We start from the raw sequence: 25,985 nt of genomic DNA on the forward strand, positions 1-25,985 counted from the left end.
GTGGGTTCGGCGGCGCCTGGTGCAGCCCCGGCTGCCAACTTGTTGGCACATTCGCGCGCAGCAGCGGCTTCTGTGTGCAGACCAGCTGCGCCCGCCCGGCGCGGGTTGGGGATTGTCGCTGCCACCGCCCCGCCCGCCTCAGCGCCCCTTGCGCGGTGGCGTGCGCAGGCCCGGCGCGAGTCCATCGGCGCCCAGCCGCAAGGCGGCAGTGGACCGCTCGTTTTCCTAAAGATCTCACGAAAACCGCCGTATTTCCGGCTGAACTTGTCGCTGCCGCCGGAACACGGCACGCCAGCATCGACTCCATCCCTGGCGCTGCCGTGTTTCGACGGGAAAAGCCCCCAGTTTCGTGGACCCGATCACGAAAACTGGCTGATGGCAAGCCCCTGCGGGGCGGCGAAGTTCACTATTCTGTAGCTGACTGTATCCAGCAGGCATCCGCCTGCGTTTCTGCCTCAAGGAAGTTCTTATGGCCACCGCCTCCCCCACCCTGCTCGGCAAGGTTTCCGCGATTGTCGGCAAGGCGTATCTGCGGCTGCCTGACGGCGGCATGCGGGAGCTGAAGGTGGGCGACGTCATCCGTGAGGGGGACGTGGTGGTGGTGGCCGACAACGGCCGGGTGGAGATCACCGACGAAGCCGGGGCGGTGTATGTGCCACGCAGCGGCGAGGCGCTGACGCTGGACGGGCTGGAGACGGCGCAGGCGGCGGATCGTGCGCGCGCGCTGGAGCCGGCGTCCGCCGCGGACATCGACCGCATCATCTCGGCGGTGGATGCGGGCACCAATCCCGACGAAGCGCCGGCGGCCGGGCTGAGCGGCGACGGGTCGAGCGATGGCTTCGGCCCCGGCCTGCGGGTGGAGCGGGTGAGCGAATCGGTGACGCCCGCAGCGCTGGAGACGCCGGCCGACACGGCGGGCACCGACCTCCCGGTGACGCAAACAAGCCCTGCTGACCAGGCGCAGCAGGCCGACGCCACCGGTTCGACCGGGACGCCGACTGCGACGGCGCCCAGCATTTCGTCCGGTACGGGAGGGGTGCAGGAAGACCTGACGCTCGCGGCCGGCGGCACGCTGACGGCGACAGACGCCGACAATCCGGGCCTGGCATTCCTGCCGCAGCGCACGGCTGGCGCCCTCGGCACGCTGAGCGTGGCAAGCGACGGTCGCTGGGACTACCAGCTGGACAACTCATCGGCGCAAGGCCTGGCGGCAGGCGAGGTGCGCACCGAGAGTTTCACTGTGGCCTTGAACAACGGCTCGTCGACGACGGTGACCGTGACCGTGGCCGGCACCAACGACGGTCCCACCGTGGTGGGTGGCCTGCCCGGCGTCAGCGGCGTCGACGGTGGTGCGGTGCGCTTTGACACTGGAGCCGCTTTCACCGACGTCGACAACGGCGACGTGCTGGCCTACAGCGCGGACGGCTTGCCGGCCGGGCTGAGCATCGATCCGGTGACGGGCGTCATTTCCGGCACGCTCGCCAGCGACGCGAGTGGGGCCGGGCCGTATGCCGTGACCGTGACGGCGACCGATCGCAGCGGCGCGGCGACCAGTCAGTCGTTTGAACTCGCGGTGGGCAACGTGGCGCCGGTCGGTGCCGACGCCAGCGCGACGACGGTGGAGGACCAAGCCGTGGCCGGGACGGTGACCGCCAGCGACGCCGACGGCGACAGCCTGAGCTTCGCCAAGACGGCCGAGCCGGCGCATGGCAGTGTGGTGGTGAATGCCGACGGCCGCTATGTCTATACGCCGAACGCAAATTTCCACGGTACCGACAGCTTCACGGTGCGGGTGAGCGACGGCCAAGGTGGCACCGACACGATGACCGTGAGGGTGACGGTGTCGCCGTCCAACGATGTGCCGGTGATCGTCGGCAGCCTGGGTGACCGCACGGGCACCGATGCCGCTCCGGTCTCGATTCCGACTGCAGGCGGCTTCGCTGATATCGACGCGGGCGACAAGCTCACCTATACCGCCACCGGCCTGCCGGCGGGCCTGAGCATTGACGCCACTACCGGTGTCATCTCCGGCACGCTGTCGTCGGACGCCAGCGTTGCGGGCCCGTACCGCATCACCGTCACCGCTACCGATAGCGCCAACGCCACCGCAACTCAGACCTTCGAGCTGGCTGTCAACAATCCGGCGCCGGAAGGTGCGGATCAAGCCGTCACCGTGGCGGAAGACCAAGTGCTGACCGGCACCGTGACCGCCACCGACGCCGACAACGACACGCTGGTGTTCACCAAGGCCACCGACCCGGCCAACGGCACCGTCACCGTCAACAGCAACGGCAGCTACACCTACACGCCCAAGGCGGACTTCAACGGCACTGACAGCTTCACCGTCAAGGTCGATGACGGCCAAGGTGGTGTGGATACGTTGACCGTCAAGGTCACCGTCTCTGCCGGCAACGATGCTCCGGTGATCGTTGGCAACCTGGCTGACCGCACGGGCACCGATGCTGCTCCGGTCTCCATTCCGACTGCAGGCGGCTTCACCGATATCGACGCGGGCGACCAGCTGACCTACACCGCCACCGGCTTGCCGGCGGGCCTGAGCATCGACGCCAACACGGGCGTCATCTCTGGCACGCTGTCGTCGGATGCCAGCGTTGCGGGTCCGTACCGCATCACCGTCACCGCTACCGACAGCGCCAAGGCCACTGCAACTCAGACCTTTGAGCTGGCCGTCAACAACCCGACTCCTGAAGGTGCGGATCAGACCGCGACCGTTGCCGAAGACCAAGTCCTGACTGGCACCGTCACTGCCACGGACGCCGACAACGACACGCTGGTGTTCACCAAGGCCACCGACCCGGCCAACGGCACTGTCACCGTCAACAGCAACGGCAGCTACACCTACACGCCCAAGGCGGACTTCAACGGCACTGACAGCTTCACCGTCAAGGTCGACGACGGCCAAGGTGGTGTGGACACGTTGACCGTCAAGGTCACCGTCTCTGCTGGCAACGATGCTCCGGTGATCGTTGGCAACCTGGCTGACCGCACAGGCACCGACGCTGCTCCGGTCTCCATTCCGACTGCAGGCGGCTTCGCCGATATCGACACGGGCGACCAGCTGACCTACACCGCGACCGGCCTGCCGGCGGGCTTGAGCATCGACACCAACACCGGTGTCATCTCTGGCACCCTGTCGTCGGATGCCAGCGTCTCCGGCCCGTACCGCATCACCGTCACGGCCACCGACAGCGCCAAGGCCACTGCAACTCAGACCTTTGAGCTGGCCGTTAACAACCCGGCTCCCGAAGGTGCGGATCAGACCGCGACCGTTGCCGAAGACCAAGTGCTGACCGGCACCGTGACCGCCACCGACGCCGACAACGACACGCTGGTGTTCACCAAGGCCATCGATCCGGCCAACGGCACCGTCACCGTCAACAGCAACGGCAGCTACACCTACACGCCCAAGGCGGACTTCAACGGCACCGACAGCTTCACCGTCAAGGTCGACGACGGCCAAGGTGGTGTGGACACCTTGACCGTCAAGGTCACCGTCTCTGCTGGCAACGATGCTCCGGTGATCGTCGGCAACCTGGCTGACCGCACGGGCACCGATGCCGCTCCGGTCTCCATCGCCACCGCTGGCGGCTTCACCGATATCGACGCGGGCGACCAGCTCACCTATACCGCCACCGGCTTGCCGGCGGGCCTGAGTATTGACGCCACTACCGGTGTCATCTCCGGCACGCTGTCGTCGGATGCCAGCGTCTCCGGCCCGTACCGCATCACGGTCACGGCGACGGACAGCGCCAAGGCCACTGCAACTCAGACCTTCGAGCTGGCCGTCAACAACCCGGCTCCCGAAGGTGCGGATCAGACCGCGACCGTTGCCGAAGACCAAGTGCTGACCGGCACCGTGACCGCCACCGACGCCGACAACGACACGCTGGTGTTCACCAAGGCCACCGACCCGGCCAACGGCACCGTCACCGTCAACAGCAACGGCAGCTACACCTACACGCCCAAGGCTGACTTCAACGGCACTGACAGCTTCACCGTCAAGGTCGATGACGGCCAAGGTGGTGTGGATACGTTGACCGTCAAGGTCACCGTCTCTGCCGGCAACGATGCTCCGGTGATCGTTGGCAACCTGGCTGACCGCACGGGCACCGATGCTGCTCCGGTCTCCATTCCGACTGCAGGCGGCTTCACCGATATCGACGCGGGCGACCAGCTGACCTACACCGCCACCGGCTTGCCGGCGGGCCTGAGCATCGACGCCAACACGGGCGTCATCTCTGGCACGCTGTCGTCGGATGCCAGCGTTGCGGGTCCTTACCGCATCACCGTCACCGCTACCGACAGCGCCAAGGCCACTGCAACTCAGACCTTTGAGCTGGCCGTCAACAACCCGGCTCCTGAAGGTGCGGATCAGACCGCGACCGTTGCCGAAGACCAAGTCCTGACTGGCACCGTCACTGCCACGGACGCCGACAACGACACCCTCGTCTTCACCAAGGCCACCGACCCGGCCAACGGCACCGTTACCGTCAACAGCAACGGCAGCTACACCTACACGCCTAAGGCTGATTTCAACGGCGCCGACAGCTTCACTGTCAAGGTCGATGACGGCCAAGGTGGTGTGGACACCTTGACCGTCAAGGTCACCGTCTCTGCTGGCAACGATGCTCCGGTGATCGTTGGCAACCTGGCTGACCGCACAGGCACCGACGCTGCTCCGGTCTCCATTCCGACTGCAGGCGGCTTCGCCGATATCGACACGGGCGACCAGCTGACCTACACCGCGACCGGCCTGCCGGCGGGCTTGAGCATCGACACCAACACCGGTGTCATCTCTGGCACCCTGTCGTCGGATGCCAGCGTCTCCGGCCCGTACCGCATCACCGTCACGGCCACCGACAGCGCCAAGGCGACTGCCAGCCAAACCTTCGAGCTGGCCGTCAACAACCCGGCTCCCGAAGGCACTGACCAAACCGTCTCTGTCAATGAAGACCAGGTCCTGACTGGCACCGTCACTGCCACGGACGCCGACAACGACACCCTCGTCTTCACCAAGGCCAGCGACCCGGCCAACGGCACCGTCACCGTCAACAGCAACGGCAGCTACACCTACACGCCTAAGGCTGATTTCAACGGCGCCGACAGCTTCACTGTCAAGGTCGATGACGGCCAAGGTGGTGTGGACACGTTGACCGTCAAGGTCACCGTCTCTGCTGGCAACGATGCTCCGGTGATCGTTGGCAACCTGGCCAACAGCACGGGCACCGACGCTGCTCCGGTCTCCATCGCCACCGCTGGCGGCTTCACCGATATCGACGCGGGCGACCAGCTCACCTATACCGCCACCGGCCTGCCGGCGGGCCTGAGCATTGACGCCACTACCGGTGTCATCTCCGGCACGCTGTCGTCGGACGCCAGCGTTGTGGGCCCGTACCGCATCACCGTCACCGCTACCGATAGCGCCAACGCCACCGCAACTCAGACCTTCGAGCTGGCTGTCAACAACCCGGCGCCGGAAGGTGCGGATCAAGCCGTCACCGTGGCGGAAGACCAAGTGCTGACCGGCACCGTGACCGCCACCGACGCCGACAACGACACGCTGGTGTTCACCAAGGCCACCGACCCGGCCAACGGCACTGTCACCGTCAACAGCAACGGCAGCTACACCTACACGCCCAAGGCGGACTTCAACGGCACTGACAGCTTCACCGTCAAGGTCGACGACGGCCAAGGTGGTGTGGACACGTTGACCGTCAAGGTCACCGTCTCTGCTGGCAACGATGCTCCGGTGATCGTTGGCAACCTGGCTGACCGCACGGGCACCGATGCTGCTCCGGTCTCCATTCCGACTGCAAGCGGCTTCACCGATATCGACGCGGGCGACAAGCTCACCTATACCGCCACCGGCCTGCCGGCGGGCCTGAGCATCGACGCCAACACCGGCGTCATCTCCGGCACGCTGTCGTCGGATGCCAGCGTCTCCGGCCCGTACCGCATCACGGTCACGGCGACAGACAGCGCCAAGGCGACTGCCAGCCAAACCTTCGAACTGGCCGTGAACAACCCGGCTCCTGAAGGTGCGGACCAAGCCGTCACCGCGACGGAAGACCAAGTGCTGACCGGCACCGTGACCGCCACCGACGCCGACAACGACACGCTGGTGTTCACCAAGGCCACCGATCCGGCCAACGGCACCGTCACCGTCAACAGCAACGGCAGCTACACCTACACGCCCAAGGCGGACTTCAACGGCACCGACAGCTTCACCGTCAAGGTCGACGACGGCCAAGGCGGTGTGGACACCTTGACCGTCAAGGTCACCGTCTCTGCTGGCAACGATGCTCCGGTGATCGTCGGCAACCTGGCTGACCGCACGGGCACCGATGCCGCTCCGGTCTCCATTGCCACCGCTGGCGGCTTCACCGATATCGACGCGGGCGACCAGCTGACCTACACCGCCACCGGCTTGCCGGCGGGCCTGAGCATCGACGCCAACACCGGCGTCATCTCTGGCACGCTGTCGTCGGATGCCAGCGTTGCGGGTCCGTACCGCATCACCGTCACCGCTACCGACAGCGCCAAGGCCACTGCAACTCAGACCTTTGAGCTGGCCGTTAACAACCCGGCTCCCGAAGGTGCGGATCAGACCGCGACCGTTGCCGAAGACCAAGTGCTGACCGGCACCGTGACCGCGACCGATGCCGACAACGACACGCTGGTGTTCACCAAGGCCACCGACCCGGCCAACGGCACCGTCACTGTCAACAGCAACGGCAGCTACACCTACACGCCTAAGGCTGATTTCAACGGCGCCGACAGCTTCACTGTCAAGGTCGATGACGGCCAAGGTGGTGTGGACACCTTGACCGTCAAGGTCACCGTCTCTGCCGGCAACGATGCTCCGGTGATCGTTGGCAACCTGGCTGACCGCACGGGCACCGATGCCGCTCCGGTCTCCATTCCGACTGCAGGCGGCTTCACCGATATCGACGCGGGCGACCAGCTCACCTATACCGCCACCGGCTTGCCCGCAGGCCTGAGCATCGACGCCAACACGGGCGTCATCTCTGGCACGCTGTCGTCGGATGCCAGCGTCTCCGGCCCGTATCGCATCACCGTCACGGCGACGGACAGCGCCAAGGCCACTGCAACTCAGACCTTCGAGCTGGCCGTCAACAACCCGGCGCCGGAAGGCGCGGACCAAGCCGTCACCGTGGCGGAAGACCAAGTGCTCAACGGCACCGTGACCGCGACCGATGTTGACAACGACACGCTGGTGTTCACCAAGGCCACCGACCCGGCCAACGGCACTGTCACCGTCAACAGCAACGGCAGCTACACCTACACGCCCAAGGCGGACTTCAACGGCATTGACAGCTTCACTGTCAAGGTCGACGACGGCCAAGGCGGTGTGGACACGTTGACCGTCAAGGTCACCGTCTCTGCTGGCAACGATGCTCCGGTGATCGTTGGCAACCTGGCCAACAGCACGGGCACCGACGCTGCTCCGGTCTCCATTCCGACTGCAGGCGGCTTCGCCGATATCGACGCGGGCGACAAGCTTACCTATACCGCCACCGGCCTGCCGGCGGGCCTGAGCATTGATGCCAACACCGGCGTCATCTCTGGCACGCTGTCGTCGGACGCCAGCGTTTCCGGCCCGTACCGCATCACGGTCACGGCAACGGACAGCGCCAAGGCGACTGCCAGCCAAACCTTCGAACTGGCCGTGAACAACCCGGCCCCTGAAGGTGCGGACCAAGCCGTCACCGCGACGGAAGACCAAGTGCTGACGGGCTCGGTAACCGCTACCGACGCCGACAACGACACGCTGGTGTTCACCAAGGCCACCGATCCGGCCAACGGCACCGTCACCGTCAACAGCAACGGCAGCTACACCTACACGCCCAAGGCGGACTTCAACGGCACCGACAGCTTCACCGTCAAGGTCGACGACGGCCAAGGCGGTGTGGACACGTTGACCGTCAAGGTCACCGTCTCTGCTGGCAACGATGCTCCGGTGATCGTTGGCAACCTGGCGAACAGCACGGGCACCGATGCTGCTCCGGTCTCCATCGCCACAGCTGGCGGCTTCGCCGACATCGACGCGGGCGACCAGCTGACCTACACCGCCACCGGCTTGCCGGCGAGCCTGAGCATCGACGCCAACACGGGCGTCATCTCTGGCACCCTGTCGTCGGATGCCAGCGTTGCGGGTCCGTACCGCATCACCGTCACCGCTACCGACAGCGCCAAGGCCACTGCAACTCAGACCTTTGAGCTGGCCGTTAACAACCCGGCTCCCGAAGGTGCGGATCAGACCGCGACCGTTGCCGAAGACCAAGTGCTGACCGGCACCGTGACCGCGACCGATGCCGACAACGACACGCTGGTGTTCACCAAGGCCACCGATCCGGCCAACGGCACCGTCACCGTCAACAGCAACGGCAGCTACACCTACACGCCCAAGGCGGACTTCAACGGCACTGACAGCTTCACTGTCAAGGTCGACGACGGTCAAGGTGGTGTGGACACGCTGACCGTCAAGGTCACTGTCTCTGCCGGCAACGATGCTCCGGTGATCGTTGGCAACCTGGCCAACAGCACGGGCACCGACGCTGCTCCGGTCTCCATTCCGACTGCAGGCGGCTTCACCGATATCGACGCGGGCGACCAGCTCACCTATACCGCCATCGGCCTGCCGGCGGGCCTGAGCATCGACGCCAACACCGGCGTCATCTCTGGCACGCTGTCGTCCGATGCCAGCGTCTCCGGCCCGTACCGAATCACGGTCACGGCGACGGACAGCGCCAAGGCCACTGCCAGCCAGACGTTCGAACTGGCCGTCAACAACCCGGCTCCTGAAGGTGCGGACCAAGCCGTCACCGCGACGGAAGACCAAGTGCTGACCGGCTCGGTAACCGCTACCGACGCCGACAACGACACGCTGGTGTTCACCAAGGCCACCGACCCGGCCAACGGCACCGTCACCGTCAACAGCAACGGCAGCTACACCTACACGCCCAAGGCGGACTTCAACGGCGCCGACAGCTTCACCGTCAAGGTCGACGACGGCCAAGGCGGTGTGGACACGCTGACCGTCAAGGTCACCGTCTCTGCTGGCAACGATGCTCCGGTGATCGTTGGCAACCTGGCCAACAGCACGGGCACCGACGCTGCCCCCGTCTCCATCGCCACCGCTGGCGGCTTCGCCGATATCGACGCGGGCGACAGGCTCACCTATACCGCGACCGGCCTGCCGGCGGGCTTGAGCATCGACACCAACACCGGTGTCATCTCTGGCACCCTGTCGTCGGATGCCAGCGTCTCCGGCCCGTACCGCATCACCGTCACGGCCACCGACAGCGCCAAGGCGACTGCCAGCCAAACCTTCGAGCTGGCCGTCAACAACCCGGCTCCCGAAGGCACTGACCAAACCGTCTCTGTCAATGAAGACCAGGTCCTGACTGGCACCGTCACTGCCACGGACGCCGACAACGACACCCTCGTCTTCACCAAGGCCAGCGACCCGGCCAACGGCACCGTCACCGTCAACAGCAACGGCAGCTACACCTACACGCCCAAGGCGGACTTCAACGGCGCCGACAGCTTCACCGTCAAGGTCGACGACGGCCAAGGCGGTGTGGACACGCTGACCGTCAAGGTCACCGTCTCTGCTGGCAACGATGCTCCGGTGATCGTTGGCAACCTGGCTGACCGCACGGGCACCGACGCTGCCCCCGTCTCCATCGCCACCGCTGGCGGCTTCACCGACATCGACGCGGGCGACCAGCTGACCTACACCGCCACCGGCCTGCCGGCGGGCCTGAGCATCGACGCCAACACCGGCGTCATCTCCGGCACGCTGTCGTCGGACGCCAGCGTTTCCGGCCCGTACCGCATCACGGTCACGGCAACGGACAGCGCCAAGGCGACTGCCAGCCAAACCTTCGAACTGGCCGTGAACAACCCGGCCCCTGAAGGTGCGGACCAAGCCGTCACCGCGACGGAAGACCAAGTGCTGACGGGCTCGGTAACCGCTACCGACGCTGACAACGACACCCTCGTCTTCACCAAGGCCACCGATCCGGCCAACGGCACCGCCACCGTCAACAGCAACGGCAGCTACACCTACACGCCCAAGGCGGACTTCAACGGCACCGACAGCTTCACTGTCAAGGTCGACGACGGCCAAGGTGGTGTGGACACGCTGACCGTCAAGGTCACCGTCTCTGCCGGCAACGATGCTCCGGTGATCGTTGGCAACCTGGCTGACCGCACGGGCACCGATGCCGCTCCGGTCTCCATTGCCACCGCTGGCGGCTTCGCCGACATCGACGCGGGCGACCAGCTGACCTACACCGCCACCGGCCTGCCGGCGGGCTTGAGCATCGACACCAACACCGGTGTCATCTCTGGCACCCTGTCGTCCGATGCCAGCGTCTCCGGCCCGTACCGCATCACGGTCACGGCAACGGACAGCGCCAAGGCGACTGCCAGCCAAACCTTCGAGCTGGCCGTGAACAACCCGGCTCCTGAAGGTGCGGACCAAGCCGTCACCGCGACGGAAGACCAAGTGCTGACGGGCTCAGTAACCGCTACCGACGCTGACAACGACACCCTCGTCTTCAGCAAGGCGACTGACCCGGCCAACGGCACCGTCACCGTCAACAGCAACGGCAGCTACACCTACACGCCCAAGGCGGACTTCAACGGCACTGACAGCTTCACCGTCAAGGTCGACGACGGCCAAGGCGGTGTGGACACGTTGACCGTCAAGGTCACCGTCTCTGCTGGCAACGATGCTCCGGTGATCGTTGGCAACCTGGCTGACCGCACGGGCACCGATGCCGCTCCGGTCTCCATTGCCACCGCTGGCGGCTTCGCCGATATCGACGCGGGCGACCAGCTGACCTACACCGCCACCGGCTTGCCGGCGGGCCTGAGCATTGATGCCAACACCGGCGTCATCTCTGGCACGCTGTCGTCGGATGCCAGCGTCTCCGGCCCGTACCGCATCACCGTCACCGCCACCGACAGCGCCAACGCCACCGCAACTCAGACCTTCGAGCTGGCTGTCAACAACCCGGCTCCTGAAGGTGCGGACCAAGCCGTCACCGCGACGGAAGACCAAGTGCTGACGGGCTCGGTAACCGCTACCGACGCTGACAACGACACCCTCGTCTTCAGCAAGGCGACTGACCCGGCCAACGGCACCGTCACCGTCAACAGCAACGGCAGCTACACCTACACGCCCAAGGCGGACTTCAACGGCACCGACAGCTTCACTGTCAAGGTCGACGACGGCCAAGGCGGTGTGGACACCTTGACCGTCAAGGTCACCGTCTCTGCTGGCAACGATGCTCCGGTGATCGTTGGCAACCTGGCTGACCGCACGGGCACCGATGCCGCTCCGGTCTCCATCGCCACCGCTGGCGGCTTCGCCGACATCGACGCGGGCGACCAGCTGACCTATACCGCCACCGGCCTGCCGGCGGGCCTGAGCATCGACGCCAACACCGGCGTCATCTCCGGCACGCTGTCGTCGGATGCCAGCGTCTCCGGCCCGTACCGCATCACGGTCACGGCGACGGACAGCGCCAAAGCCACCGCGACTCAGACCTTCGAGCTGGCTGTCAACAACCCGGCTCCCGAAGGTGCGGATCAGACAGCTACCGTTGCCGAAGACCAAGTGCTGACCGGCACCCTGACCGCGACCGATGCCGACAACGACACCCTCGTCTTCACCAAGGCCACCGATCCGGCCAACGGCACCGTCACCGTCAACAGCAACGGCAGCTACACCTACACGCCCAAGGCGGACTTCAACGGCACCGACAGCTTCACCGTCAAGGTCGACGACGGCCAAGGCGGTGTGGACACGTTGACCGTCAAGGTCACCGTCTCTGCTGGCAACGATGCTCCGGTGATCGTTGGCAACCTGGCTGACCGCACGGGCACCGATGCCGCTCCGGTCTCCATTGCCACCGCTGGCGGCTTCGCCGACATCGACGCGGGCGACCAGCTGACCTACACCGCCACCGGCTTGCCGGCGGGCCTGAGCATTGATGCCAACACCGGCGTCATCTCTGGCACGCTGTCGTCGGATGCCAGCGTTGCGGGCCCGTACCGCATCACCGTCACCGCCACCGACAGCGCCAACGCCACCGCAACTCAGACCTTCGAGCTGGCTGTCAACAACCCGGCTCCTGAAGGTGCGGACCAAGCCGTCACCGCGACGGAAGACCAAGTGCTGACGGGCTCGGTAACCGCTACCGACGCTGACAACGACACCCTCGTCTTCAGCAAGGCGACTGACCCGGCCAACGGCACCGTCACCGTCAACAGCAACGGCAGCTACACCTACACGCCCAAGGCTGACTTCAACGGCACTGACAGCTTCACTGTCAAGGTCGACGACGGCCAAGGCGGTGTGGACACGTTGACCGTCAAGGTCACCGTCTCTGCTGGCAACGATGCTCCGGTGATCGTTGGCAACCTGGCCAACAGCACGGGCACCGACGCTGCTCCGGTCTCCATCGCCACCGCTGGCGGCTTCGCCGACATCGACGCGGGCGACCAGCTGACCTATACCGCCACCGGCCTGCCGGCGGGCCTGAGCATTGATGCCAACACCGGCGTCATCTCTGGCACGCTGTCGTCGGATGCCAGCGTTGCGGGCCCGTACCGCATCACCGTCACCGCCACCGACAGCGCCAACGCCACCGCAACTCAGACCTTCGAGCTGGCTGTCAACAACCCGGCTCCTGAAGGTGCGGACCAAGCCGTCACCGCGACGGAAGACCAAGTGCTGACGGGCTCGGTAACCGCTATCGACGCTGACAACGACACCCTCGTCTTCAGCAAGGCGACTGACCCGGCCAACGGCACCGTCACCGTCAACAGCAACGGCAGCTACACCTACACGCCTAAGGCGGACTTCAACGGCACTGACAGCTTCACTGTCAAGGTCGACGACGGCCAAGGTGGTGTGGACACGCTGACCGTCAAGGTCACTGTCTCTGCCGGCAACGATGCTCCGGTGATCGTTGGCAACCTGGCTGACCGCACGGGCACCGATGCTGCTCCGGTCTCCATTCCGACTGCAGGCGGCTTCACCGATATCGACGCGGGCGACCAGCTCACCTATACCGCCACCGGCTTGCCCGCAGGCCTGAGCATCGACGCCAACACCGGCGTCATCTCTGGCACGCTGTCGTCGGATGCCAGCGTTGCGGGTCCGTACCGCATCACCGTCACCGCCACCGACAGCGCCAACGCCACCGCAACTCAGACCTTCGAGCTGGCTGTCAACAACCCGGCGCCGGAAGGTGCGGATCAAGCCGTCACCGTGGCCGAAGACCAAGTGCTGACGGGCTCGGTAACCGCTACCGACGCTGACAACGACACCCTCGTCTTCAGCAAGGCGACCGACCCGGCCAACGGCACCGTCACCGTCAACAGCAACGGCAGCTACACCTACACGCCCAAGGCTGACTTCAACGGCACCGACAGCTTCACCGTCAAGGTCGACGACGGCCAAGGCGGTGTGGATACGTTGACCGTCAAGGTCACCGTCTCTGCTGGCAACGATGCTCCGGTGATCATTGGCAACCTGGCCAACAGCACGGGCACCGACGCTGCCCCCGTCTCCATCGCCACCGCTGGCGGCTTCGCCGATATCGACGCGGGCGACCAGCTCACCTATACCGCGACCGGCCTGCCGGCGGGCTTGAGCATCGACACCAACACCGGTGTCATCTCTGGCACCCTGTCGTCCGATGCCAGCGTCTCCGGCCCGTACCGCATCACCGTCACGGCCACCGACAGCGCCAAGGCGACTGCCAGCCAAACCTTCGAGCTGGCCGTCAACAACCCGGCTCCCGAAGGCACTGACCAAACCGTCTCTGTCAATGAAGACCAAGTCCTGACTGGCACCGTCACTGCCACGGACGCCGACAACGACACCCTCGTCTTCACCAAGGCCAGCGACCCGGCCAACGGCACCGTCACCGTCAACAGCAACGGCAGCTACACCTACACGCCCAAGGCGGACTTCAACGGCACTGACAGCTTCACTGTCAAGGTCGACGACGGCCAAGGTGGTGTGGACACGCTGACCGTCAAGGTCACTGTCTCTGCCGGCAACGATGCTCCGGTGATCGTTGGCAACCTGTCCAACAGCACGGGCACCGACGCTGCTCCGGTCTCCATCGCCACCGCTGGGGGTTTCGCCGACATCGACGCGGGCGACAAGCTGACTTACACCGCCACCGGCCTGCCGGCGGGCTTGAGCATCGACACCAACACCGGTGTCATCTCTGGCACGCTGTCGTCGGATGCCAGCATTGCGGGTCCGTACCGCATCACCGTCACCGCTACCGACAGCGCCAAGGCCACTGCAACTCAGACCTTTGAGCTGGCCGTTAACAACCCGGCTCCCGAAGGTGCGGACCAAGCTGTCACCGCGACGGAAGACCAAGTGCTGACCGGCACCGTGACCGCGACCGATGCCGACAACGACACGCTGGTGTTCACCAAGGCCACCGATCCGGCCAACGGCACCGTCACCGTCAACAGCAACGGCAGCTACACCTACACGCCCAAAGCTGACTTCAACGGCACCGACAGCTTCACCGTCAAGGTCGACGACGGCCAAGGCGGTGTGGATACGCTGACCGTCAAGGTCACCGTCTCTGCTGGCAACGATGCTCCGGTGATCGTTGGCAACCTGGCTGACCGCACGGGCACCGATGCCGCTCCGGTCTCCATTCCGACTGCAGGCGGCTTCACCGATATCGACGCGGGCGACCAGCTCACCTATACCGCCACCGGCCTGCCGGCGGGCCTGAGTATTGACGCCACTACCGGTGTCATCTCCGGCACGCTCTCGTCGGATGCCAGCGTCTCCGGCCCGTACCGCATCACCGTCACCGCCACCGATAGCGCCAACGCCACCGCAACTCAGACCTTCGAGCTGGCCGTCAACAACCCGGCTCCCGAAGGTGCGGATCAGACAGCTACCGTTGCCGAAGACCAAGTGCTGACCGGCACCCTGACCGCGACCGATGCCGACAACGACACCCTCGTCTTCACCAAGGCCACCGATCCGGCCAACGGCACTGTCACCGTCAACAGCAACGGCAGCTACACCTACACGCCCAAGGCTGACTTCAACGGCACTGACAGCTTCACTGTCAAGGTCGACGACGGCCAAGGTGGTGTGGACACCTTGACCGTCAAGGTCACCGTCTCTGCTGGCAACGATGCTCCGGTGATCATTGGCAACCTGGCCAACAGCACGGGCACCGACGCTGCCCCCGTCTCCATCGCCACCGCTGGCGGCTTCGCCGATATCGACGCGGGCGACAAGCTCACCTACACCGCCACCGGCCTGCCGGCGGGCCTGAGCATCGACGCCAACACCGGTGTCATCTCTGGCACGCTGGCGTCGGATGCCAGCGTTGCGGGCCCGTACCGCATCACCGTCACCGCCACTGATAGCGCCAACGCCACTGCAACTCAGACCTTCGAGCTGGCCGTCAACAACCCGGCTCCCGAAGGCGCGGACCAAGCTGTCACCGTGGCGGAAGACCAAGTGCTCAACGGCACCGTGACCGCGACCGACGTCGACAACGACACGCTGGTGTTCACCAAGGCCACCGATCCGGCCAACGGCACTGTCACCGTCAACAGCAACGGCAGCTACACCTACACGCCCAAGGCTGACTTCAACGGCATTGACAGCTTCACTGTCAAGGTCGACGACGGCCAAGGTGGTGTGGACACCTTGACCGTCAAGGTCACCGTCTCTGCTGGCAACGATGCTCCGGTGATCATTGGCAACCTGGCCAACAGCACGGGCACCGACGCTGCCCCCGTCTCCATCGCCACCGCTGGCGGCTTCGCCGATATCGACGCGGGCGACAAGCTAACCTACACCGCCACCGGCCTGCCGGCGGGCCTGAGCATCGACGCCAACACCGGTGTCATCTCTGGCACGCTGGCGTCGGATGCCAGCGTCTCCGGCCCGTATCGCATCACGGTCACGGCAACGGACAGCGCCAAGGCGACTACCAGCCAGACGTTCGAGCTGGCCGTGAACAACCCGGCTCCCGAAGGCGCAGACCAAACCGTCTCTGTCAATGAAGACCAGGTCCTGACTGGCACCGTCACTGCCACGGACGCCGACAACGACACCCTCGTCTTCACCAAGGCCACCGACCCGGCCAACGGCACCGTCACTGTCAACAGCAACGGCAGCTACACCTACACGCCTAAGGCTGATTTCAACGGCGCCGACAGCTTCACTGTCAAGGTCGATGACGGCCAAGGTGGTGTGGACACCTTGACCGTCAAGGTCACCGTCTCTGCCGGCAACGATGCTCCGGTGATCGTTGGCAACCTGGCTGACCGCACGGGCACCGATGCCGCTCCGGTCTCCATTCCGACTGCAGGCGGCTTCACCGATATCGACGCGGGCGACCAGCTCACCTATACCGCCACCGGCTTGCCCGCAGGCCTGAGCATCGACGCCAACACGGGCGTCATCTCTGGCACGCTGTCGTCGGATGCCAGCGTCTCCGGCCCGTATCGCATCACCGTCACGGCGACGGACAGCGCCAAGGCCACTGCAACTCAGACCTTCGAGCTGGCCGTCAACAACCCGGCGCCGGAAGGCGCGGACCAAGCCGTCACCGTGGCGGAAGACCAAGTGCTCAACGGCACCGTGACCGCGACCGATGTTGACAACGACACGCTGGTGTTCACCAAGGCCACCGACCCGGCCAACGGCACTGTCACCGTCAACAGCAACGGCAGCTACACCTACACGCCCAAGGCGGACTTCAACGGCATTGACAGCTTCACTGTCAAGGTCGACGACGGCCAAGGCGGTGTGGACACGTTGACCGTCAAGGTCACCGTCTCTGCTGGCAACGATGCTCCGGTGATCGTTGGCAACCTGGCCAACAGCACGGGCACCGACGCTGCTCCGGTCTCCATTCCGACTGCAGGCGGCTTCGCCGATATCGACGCGGGCGACAAGCTTACCTATACCGCCACCGGCCTGCCGGCGGGCCTGAGCATTGATGCCAACACCGGCGTCATCTCTGGCACGCTGTCGTCGGACGCCAGCGTTTCCGGCCCGTACCGCATCACGGTCACGGCAACGGACAGCGCCAAGGCGACTGCCAGCCAAACCTTCGAACTGGCCGTGAACAACCCGGCCCCTGAAGGTGCGGACCAAGCCGTCACCGCGACGGAAGACCAAGTGCTGACGGGCTCGGTAACCGCTACCGACGCTGACAACGACACCCTCGTCTTCACCAAGGCCACCGATCCGGCCAACGGCACCGTCACCGTCAACAGCAACGGCAGCTACACCTACACGCCCAAGGCGGACTTCAACGGCACCGACAGCTTCACTGTCAAGGTCGACGACGGCCAAGGCGGTGTGGACACGTTGACCGTCAAGGTCACCGTCTCTGCTGGCAACGATGCTCCGGTGATCGTTGGCAACCTGGCGAACAGCACGGGCACCGATGCTGCTCCGGTCTCCATCGCCACAGCTGGCGGCTTCGCCGACATCGACGCGGGCGACCAGCTGACCTACACCGCCACCGGCTTGCCGGCGAGCCTGAGCATCGACGCCAACACGGGCGTCATCTCTGGCACCCTGTCGTCGGATGCCAGCGTCTCCGGCCCGTACCGCATCACCGTCACGGCGACGGACAGCGCCAACGCCACCGCAACTCAAACCTTCGAGCTGGCCGTCAACAACCCGGCTCCCGAAGGCGCAGACCAAACCGTCTCTGTCAATGAAGACCAGGTCCTGACTGGCACCGTCACTGCCACGGACGCCGACAACGACACCCTCGTCTTCACCAAGGCCACCGATCCGGCCAACGGCACCGTCACCGTCAACAGCAACGGCAGCTACACCTACACGCCCAAGGCGGACTTCAACGGCACCGACAGCTTCACTGTCAAGGTCGACGACGGCCAAGGTGGTGTGGACACGCTGACCGTCAAGGTCACTGTCTCTGCCGGCAACGATGCTCCGGTGATCGTTGGCAACCTGGCTGACCGCACGGGCACCGATGCCGCTCCGGTCTCCATCGCCACCGCTGGCGGCTTCACCGATATCGACGCGGGCGACAAGCTGACCTATACCGCCACCGGCCTGCCGGCAGGGCTGAGCATCGACGCCAACACGGGCGTCATCTCTGGCACCCTGTCGTCCGATGCCAGCCTCTCCGGCCCGTACCGCATCACGGTCACGGCAACGGACAGCGCCAAGGCGACTGCCAGCCAAACCTTCGAGCTGGCCGTCAACAACCCGGCTCCCGAAGGCACTGACCAAACCGTCTCTGTCAATGAAGACCAGATCCTGACGGGCACCGTCACTGCCGCGGACGCCGACAACGACACCCTCGTCTTCACCAAGGCCAGCGACCCCACCAACGGCACCGTCACTGTCAACAAGGACGGCAGCTACACCTACACGGCCAAGCCCAACTTCAACGGCAGCGACAGCTTCACCGTCAAGGTGGACGATGGCCAGGGCGGCACCGACACCGTCACCGTCAACGTGACCGTCAACCCCGTCAACGACGCCCCCGTGGCCATCGTCGACGGCCCCACCGCGCTCGCCGGCCTGCGGGGCGAGTACTTCGCGTTCAACGGACTCAGCTCCAGCGATGTCATCGACTCGCTGGCCGAGGCGCGCGACTACATCGCCACCCGAGCCGCAAATGCCACCTTCGTCGCCACCACGGTGAACTACAGTGGCGTCAGCGGCAACCTCGGTGGCGACAACGCCCTGCAAACCTTCCTCGGCAGTGACGCGGCGTCGTTGAACCTCGACCCGGCCAACAGTCGGGGCGCCATCCTTCGCATGAGCGGCACGGTTCAACTCGAAGCCGGCACGTACAACCTGCGGGTCCTGGCTGACGACGGTTACTCCATCCGTGTCGATGGCGTGGTCGTTGCCGAAGTGCCGAACAACCAGTCCCCCACCACGACCACCCATGCCGCATTCACCGTGAGCGGTGGCGCGCATGTGGTCGAGATCATCTACTGGGACCAGGGCGGCAATGCCGTTTTCCAACCCAGCATCAGCAGCGACGGCGGCGCCACCTACCGCCCCCTCGGCACCCTGCCGCTGGCGCATGAGAGCTTCACCACCCGCGAGGACAACCCGCTGGTGATCACCCCCGCAGCCCTGCTCGCCAACGACACCGATGCCGATGGCGACAAGCTGTCCATCATCTCGGTGCAGGCCCCGGTGAACGGCACCGTCGCCCTCGTCAATGGCCAGGTGGTGTTCACGCCAGCCGCCAACTACAACGGCGCCGCATCCTTCACCTACACCGTGTCCGACGGCCACGGCGGTACCGCCACAGCCACCGCCAACATCACCGTGGGTGCCGTCAACGACGCCCCCGTGAATACCCTGCCCGGCGCACAAAGCTTCGCCGAAGACCAGACCCGGGTGTTCTCGTCCGCCAACGGCAATGCCATCACGGTGGCCGATGTCGATGCCGGCACCACCCTGACCACCACGCTCAGCGTCGGCTCCGGCGTGCTGACCCTGGGCGCGACCTCGGGCGTCACCGTGAGCGGCAACGGCACGGGCAGCGTCACCCTGGTCGGCAGCGCAGCTGCAATCAACGCCGCACTCAACGGCACGACCTACACGCCGGTGGCAGACGCCACGGGCACGGTCAGCCTGCGTGTCACCACCTCCGACGGCAGCACCACCGACACCGACAGCGTGGACCTGACGCTCACCCCGGTGGCCGACATCACGGCCGACACGGCAAACGCGAGCGAAGACACCACGATCACCCTGCCGGTGCTGAGCAACGACAGCTTCGAGAACGCCGGCCGCACCATCACCGCCATCGATGGCACCACCATCACGGCCGGTGGCGCCGCGGTCGGCGTGGCCAACGGCAGCGTCAGCCTCAACGCCAGTGGCCAGCTCATCTTCACGCCGACCGCCAACTACAACGGCAGCACCAGCTTCACCTACACGGTCAGCTCGGGCGGCAACACCGAGACCGCAACCGTCACGGTCAATGTCGCGGCAGTCAACGATGCGCCGGTGCTTGACCTGGATGCAGACAATTCGAGCGGTGCAAGCGGCAGCGGCTACGTCGTCGCCTACACCGAGCAGGCCCCCGGCGTTGCCATCGCCGACATCGACCTCGGCCTCAGCGATGTCGACCACACCTCGCTGAGCGGCGCCACGATCACCCTGGGCAACCGCCAGGCCGGTGACTCGCTGGCCCTGGGCACCTTGCCGTCCGGCGTCACCGGTAGCCTGTCGGTCACGTCCGGCCAGGTGGTCGTCACGCTCACCGGCACCGCCAGCCTGGCTAACTACCAGAACGCCATCCGCGCCATCACCTTCGCCAACGACAGCGACACGCCGGCCACGACGCCCCGCACCATCACGGTGTCGGTGACCGATGGCCAGACCACCAGCAACACCGCCACCACCACGGTGAATGTCACTGCGGTCAACGACGCCCCGGTCACCACCGACGTGACGGCCAGCGGCGCCGAAGACAGCACCATCCCGGTCACCCTCACCGCCACTGATGTGGACGGCACCGTGGCCAGCTTCCGGGTCTCCGCGCTGCCCGCCAACGGCACGCTGTACCTCGATGCCGGCATGACCCAGGCGGTCACCGCCAACACCGACCTCAGCGCCACCAATGGCTCGCTGACGCTGTACTTCCGCCCGACGGCCGACTGGAACGGCAACACCAGCTTCCAGTACGCCGCCAAGGACCACCTCGGCCTGGTCGATGCCACGCCCAACACGGCCGCCATCACGGTGACCGCGGTCAACGACGCCCCGGTCACCGCGAACGTGACCGCCAGCGGCGCCGAAGACAGCACCATCCCGGTCACCCTCTCCGCCACCGATGTGGACGGCACCGTGGCCAGCTTCCGGGTCTCTGCGCTGCCGGCCAACGGCACGCTGTACCTCGATGCCGGCATGACCCAAGTAGTCACTGCCAACACCGATCTCAGCGCCACCAATGGCTCGCTGACGCTGTACTTCCGTCCCACTGCCGACTGGAACGGCAACACCAGCTTCCAGTACGCCGCCAAGGACCACCTCGGCCTGGTCGATGCCACGCCCAACACGGCCGCCATCACGGTGACCGCCGTCAACGACGCCCCGGTCACCACCGACGTCACAGCCACCGGCGCCGAGGACAGCACCATCCCGGTCACCCTCACCGCCACCGATGTGGACGGCACCGTGGCCAGCTTCCGGGTTTCCGCGCTGCCGGCCAACGGCACGCTGTACCTCGATGCCGGCATGACCCAAGTAGTCACTGCCAACACCGATCTCAGCGCCACCAATGGCTCGCTGACGCTGTACTTCCGTCCCACCGCCGACTGGAACGGCAACACCAGCTTCCAGTACGCCGCCAAGGACCACCTCGGCCTGGTCGATGCCACGCCCAACACGGCTGCCATCACGGTGACCGCCGTCAACGACGCCCCGGTCACCACCGACGTCACAGCCACCGGCGCCGAGGACAGCACCATCCCGGTCACCCTCACCGCCACTGATGTGGACGGCACCGTGGCCAGCTTCCGGGTTTCCGCGCTGCCCGCCAACGGCACGCTGTACCTCGATGCCGGCATGACCCAAGTAGTCACTGCCAACACCGATCTCAGCGCCACCAATGGCTCGCTGACGCTGTACTTCCGTCCCACCGCCGACTGGAACGGCAACACCAGCTTCCAGTACGCCGCCAAGGACCACCTCGGCCTGGTCGATGCCACGCCCAACACGGCCAGCATCACGGTGACCGCCGTCAACGACGCCCCGGTCACCACCGACGTCACAGCCACCGGCGCCGAGGACAGCACCATCCCGGTCACCCTCACCGCCACTGATGTGGACGGCACCGTGGCCAGCTTCCGGGTTTCCGCGCTGCCGGCCAACGGCACGCTGTACCTCGATGCCGGCATGACCCAAGTAGTCACTGCCAACACCGATCTCAGCGCCACCAATGGCTCGCTGACGCTGTACTTCCGTCCCACCGCCGACTGGAACGGCAACACCAGCTTCCAGTACGCCGCCAAGGACCACCTCGGCCTGGTCGATGCCACGCCCAACACGGCTGCCATCACGGTGACCGCCGTCAACGACGCCCCGGTCACCACCGACGTCACAGCCACCGGCGCCGAGGACAGCACCATCCCGGTCACCCTCACCGCCACTGATGTGGACGGCACCGTGGCCAGCTTCCGGGTTTCCGCGCTGCCGGCCAACGGCACGCTGTACCTCGATGCCGGCATGACCCAAGTAGTCACTGCCAACACCGATCTCAGCGCCACCAATGGCTCGCTGACGCTGTACTTCCGTCCCACCGCCGACTGGAACGGCAACACCAGCTTCCAGTACGCCGCCAAGGACCACCTCGGCCTGGTCGATGCCACGCCCAACACGGCCGCCATCACGGTGACCGCCGTCAACGACGCCCCGGTCACCACCGACGTCACAGCCACCGGCGCCGAGGACAGCACCATCCCGGTCACCCTCACCGCCACTGATGTGGACGGCACCGTGGCCAGCTTCCGGGTTTCCGCGCTGCCGGCCAACGGCACGCTGTACCTCGATGCCGGCATGACCCAAGTAGTCACTGCCAACACCGATCTCAGCGCCACCAATGGCTCGCTGACGCTGTACTTCCGCCCGACCGCCGACTGGAACGGCAACACCAGCTTCCAGTACGCCGCCAAGGACCACCTCGGCCTGGTCGATGCCACGCCCAACACGGCTGCCATCACGGTGACCGCGGTCAACGACGCCCCGGTCACCGCGAACGTGACGGCCAGCGGCGCCGAAGACAGCACCATCCCGGTCACCCTCACCGCCACTGATGTGGACGGCACCGTGGCCAGCTTCCGGGTCTCCGCGCTGCCCGCCAACGGCACGCTGTACCTCGATGCCGGCATGACCCAGGCGGTCACCGCCAACACCGACCTCAGCGCCACCAATGGCTCGCTGACGCTGTACTTCCGCCCGACGGCCGACTGGAACGGCAACACCAGCTTCCAGTACGCCGCCAAGGACGAGCTCGGCCTGGTCGATGCCACGCCCAACACGGCTGCCATCACGGTGACCGCGGTCAACGACGCCCCGGTCACCGCGAACGTGACCGCCAGCGGCGCCGAAGACAGCACCATCCCGGTCACCCTCTCCGCCACCGATGTGGACGGCACCGTGGCCAGCTTCCGGGTCTCCGCGCTGCCGGCCAACGGCACGCTGTACCTCGATGCCGGCATGACCCAAGTGGTCACCGCCAACACCGACCTCAGCGCCACCAATGGCTCGTTGACGCTGTACTTCCGTCCCACTGCCGACTGGAACGGCAACACCAGCTTCCAGTACGCCGCCAAGGACCACCTCGGCCTGGTCGATGCCACGCCCAACACGGCCAGCATCGCGGTGAGCGCCGTCAACGACGCGCCGGTTGCCACGCCGGTGGCCGTCACCGGCACCGAAGACACTCCGCTCACGCTCACCTGGGCCCAGTTCGGCGTGACGGACGTCGACAGCGCAGCGACCACGCTCGGCATCACCATCACCAGCCTGCCGGCCGACGGCACGCTGCAGATGTCCACCAACGGCAGCACCTGGACAGCCGTCACCGTCAACTCGGTGATCAGCAAGGCAGCCATCGATGCCGGCCACTTCCGCTTCGTGCCAGACAGCAACGAAAGCGGCGCCGACGCCTACGGCGGCAGCGCCGCTGGCAACCGGCAGTCGGACTACGCCCGCTTCAACTTCACGCCCACGGACGGTTCGGCCGCCGGCAGCACGCAAACGGCGGTGATCAACATCACCCCCGTGGCCGACACACCGACGCTCACGCAGAGCTCGGCCGTCAACCCGGGCACCGTGCTGGTGCCAGGCGGCGCCGGCACCCTGATGCGCGACTACTTCAAGGCCCTGCCCGGCATCGGCTCCACCAGCAGCAGCAGCGCGCCCGACTCGATGGAAACCGCCATCGAGAACGCGGTGCCCACCAGCAGCGCTGCCGTCAGCAATGCAGGCGAAACCGGCAGCGCCCGCATCACGGTCGCGGTCGACGATGCCTACAAAGTGCAAGGCCTCATCTACCTGGAAGCCGGCCGCACCTACAACTTCACCGGCTACGCGGACGACACGGTGCGCCTGGAGATTGGCGGCAACACGCTGATCTCCGGCCGCTGGGGCGGCGGCGGCCAGGCCGACAGCGGCACTTTCTCCACCGGCGCGATGACGGTGGCCACCACTGGCTACTATTCGCTGGAGTTCTTCGTCTACAACACCAGCGGCCCGGGCGATTTCGACCTCAACGTCAGCATCGACGGCAAGGCGGCGGTCGATGTGTCGACCGCCAACATCCCGCTGTACGGCAGCATCGGCCAGGTCGAAGCCCTCGGCGGCCAGCACGGCGCCTTTGTCGCCACCGGTGAAGGCGGCTACTACCCGGTGGCCTACAACACCGGCATGCAAGGCAGCACCGTGCGGCTGGCGCCCATCACCGCCGCGCTGGCGGACACCGATGGTTCCGAAACCCTGGCCGTGCGTGTCTCCAACATCCCGGTGGGCGTCACGCTGAGCGATGGCAGCAACACCTTCACCGCGAGCGGCGGCGTCACTTCGGTCAACGTGAGCGGCTGGAACCTGTCGTCCCTGCGGGTCACGGCACCGTCCAGCTACAGCGGCAGCTTCACGCTGACCGCGGAGGCCACCAGCAGCGAAGCGTCGAGCGCCAGCACGGCAAGCTCCAGCATCAGCATCCCGGTGACGGTGGTCGCCACCACCCTGCCCACCACACTGGCCTTCAGTGCAGACACCATGCTGGGCAAGTCCGGCGATGACAGCTTCTTCGTCAGCGAGAGCGGCACCGGCCTGAGCGTGGCCATCACGCACGGCGCCACCACCACCGTGTCGGCCATCTCGGGCACCGACGCCAGCGCCACCACCTCACAGGTGTTCGACACCAAGGAAGGCAACGACTATGTCGAAGCCGGCGCGGGTGCCGACGTGATCTACATGGGCGACTCCGATGCCCTCACGACCACGCTCTCGACTCGCCAGTTCATGACGATCGATGAAAGCTTGATGCTCGACGCCGACGGCAGCCTGTCGACCTACGCGCTCTACTACTCGAGCAGGTCCGACATCAATGAAGTGGCCGATGTCGCCAACGGCGGTACCGGCAACGACCGCATCTTCGGCCAGGGCGGCACCGACTTCATCTATGGCGGTGCCGGCGACGACATCATCCACGGCGGCAACGACAACGACGCCCTGCGCGGCGGCGCTGGCGCCGACGTCATCACCGGCGGTTCGGGCAACGATGTGCTGCGTGGTGATGCGGGCGCCGACGTGTTCCGCTGGGAGCTGGCCGACCGTGGCACGGCCGGCAGTGCGTCCACCACCGCCAACGACATCATCAAGGACTTCAACGTCGACCCGGTGAGCAACGGTGGCGATGTGCTGGACCTGCGGGACCTGCTCAGTGGCGAGGTCAAGGGCGCTGCCAGCGATGCCAGCCCCAACGGTACGGCCGGCAACCTCACGGGCTTCATCGACATCAACATCAGCAGCGGGCAGACCGAGATCCTGATCAGCTCCACCGGCAAGTTCACCGGCACCAACTCGGCGACGGTGGCCGACCAGCGCATCGTGCTGGAGAACGTGGACCTGCGCGTCGACATGAACCTGTCGAGCACAGCCACCGACAAGCAGATCATCGAGGAGCTGATCAACCGCGGCAAGCTGTTGACCGACTGAGCGCCTGGCGCCGTGCTGCGGCGGCGCTCCAGGGCAAAGAGGCGGGCCATGGCCCGCCTCTTTCTTTTGCGCCGCCGTCACGGCGGCTGTGCCAAGCGCCTACAAAACCCTGCAGCGGCGCCTTGGGCCGCCGCTGAACAGCGGGCGGCACCGGGTGGCGCCTCGGCCTCCTCGC

1 protein-coding gene is annotated in these 25,985 nt (G+C 66.0%); it reads left to right on the forward strand.

Annotated elements, in window-relative coordinates; translation table 11 throughout:
- Nucleotides 1–469 precede the first annotated feature (469 nt).
- Nucleotides 470–25,810, forward strand: a complete 25,341-nt coding sequence (locus tag N7L95_RS03840) for an Ig-like domain-containing protein (protein WP_301258500.1) — start codon at nt 470–472, stop codon at nt 25,808–25,810.
- Nucleotides 25,811–25,985: the final 175 nt, after the last annotated feature.

The organism is Eleftheria terrae (genome assembly GCF_030419005.1).
In the GTDB taxonomy this organism is placed as follows: Bacteria; Pseudomonadota; Gammaproteobacteria; order Burkholderiales; family Burkholderiaceae_C; genus Caldimonas; species Caldimonas terrae.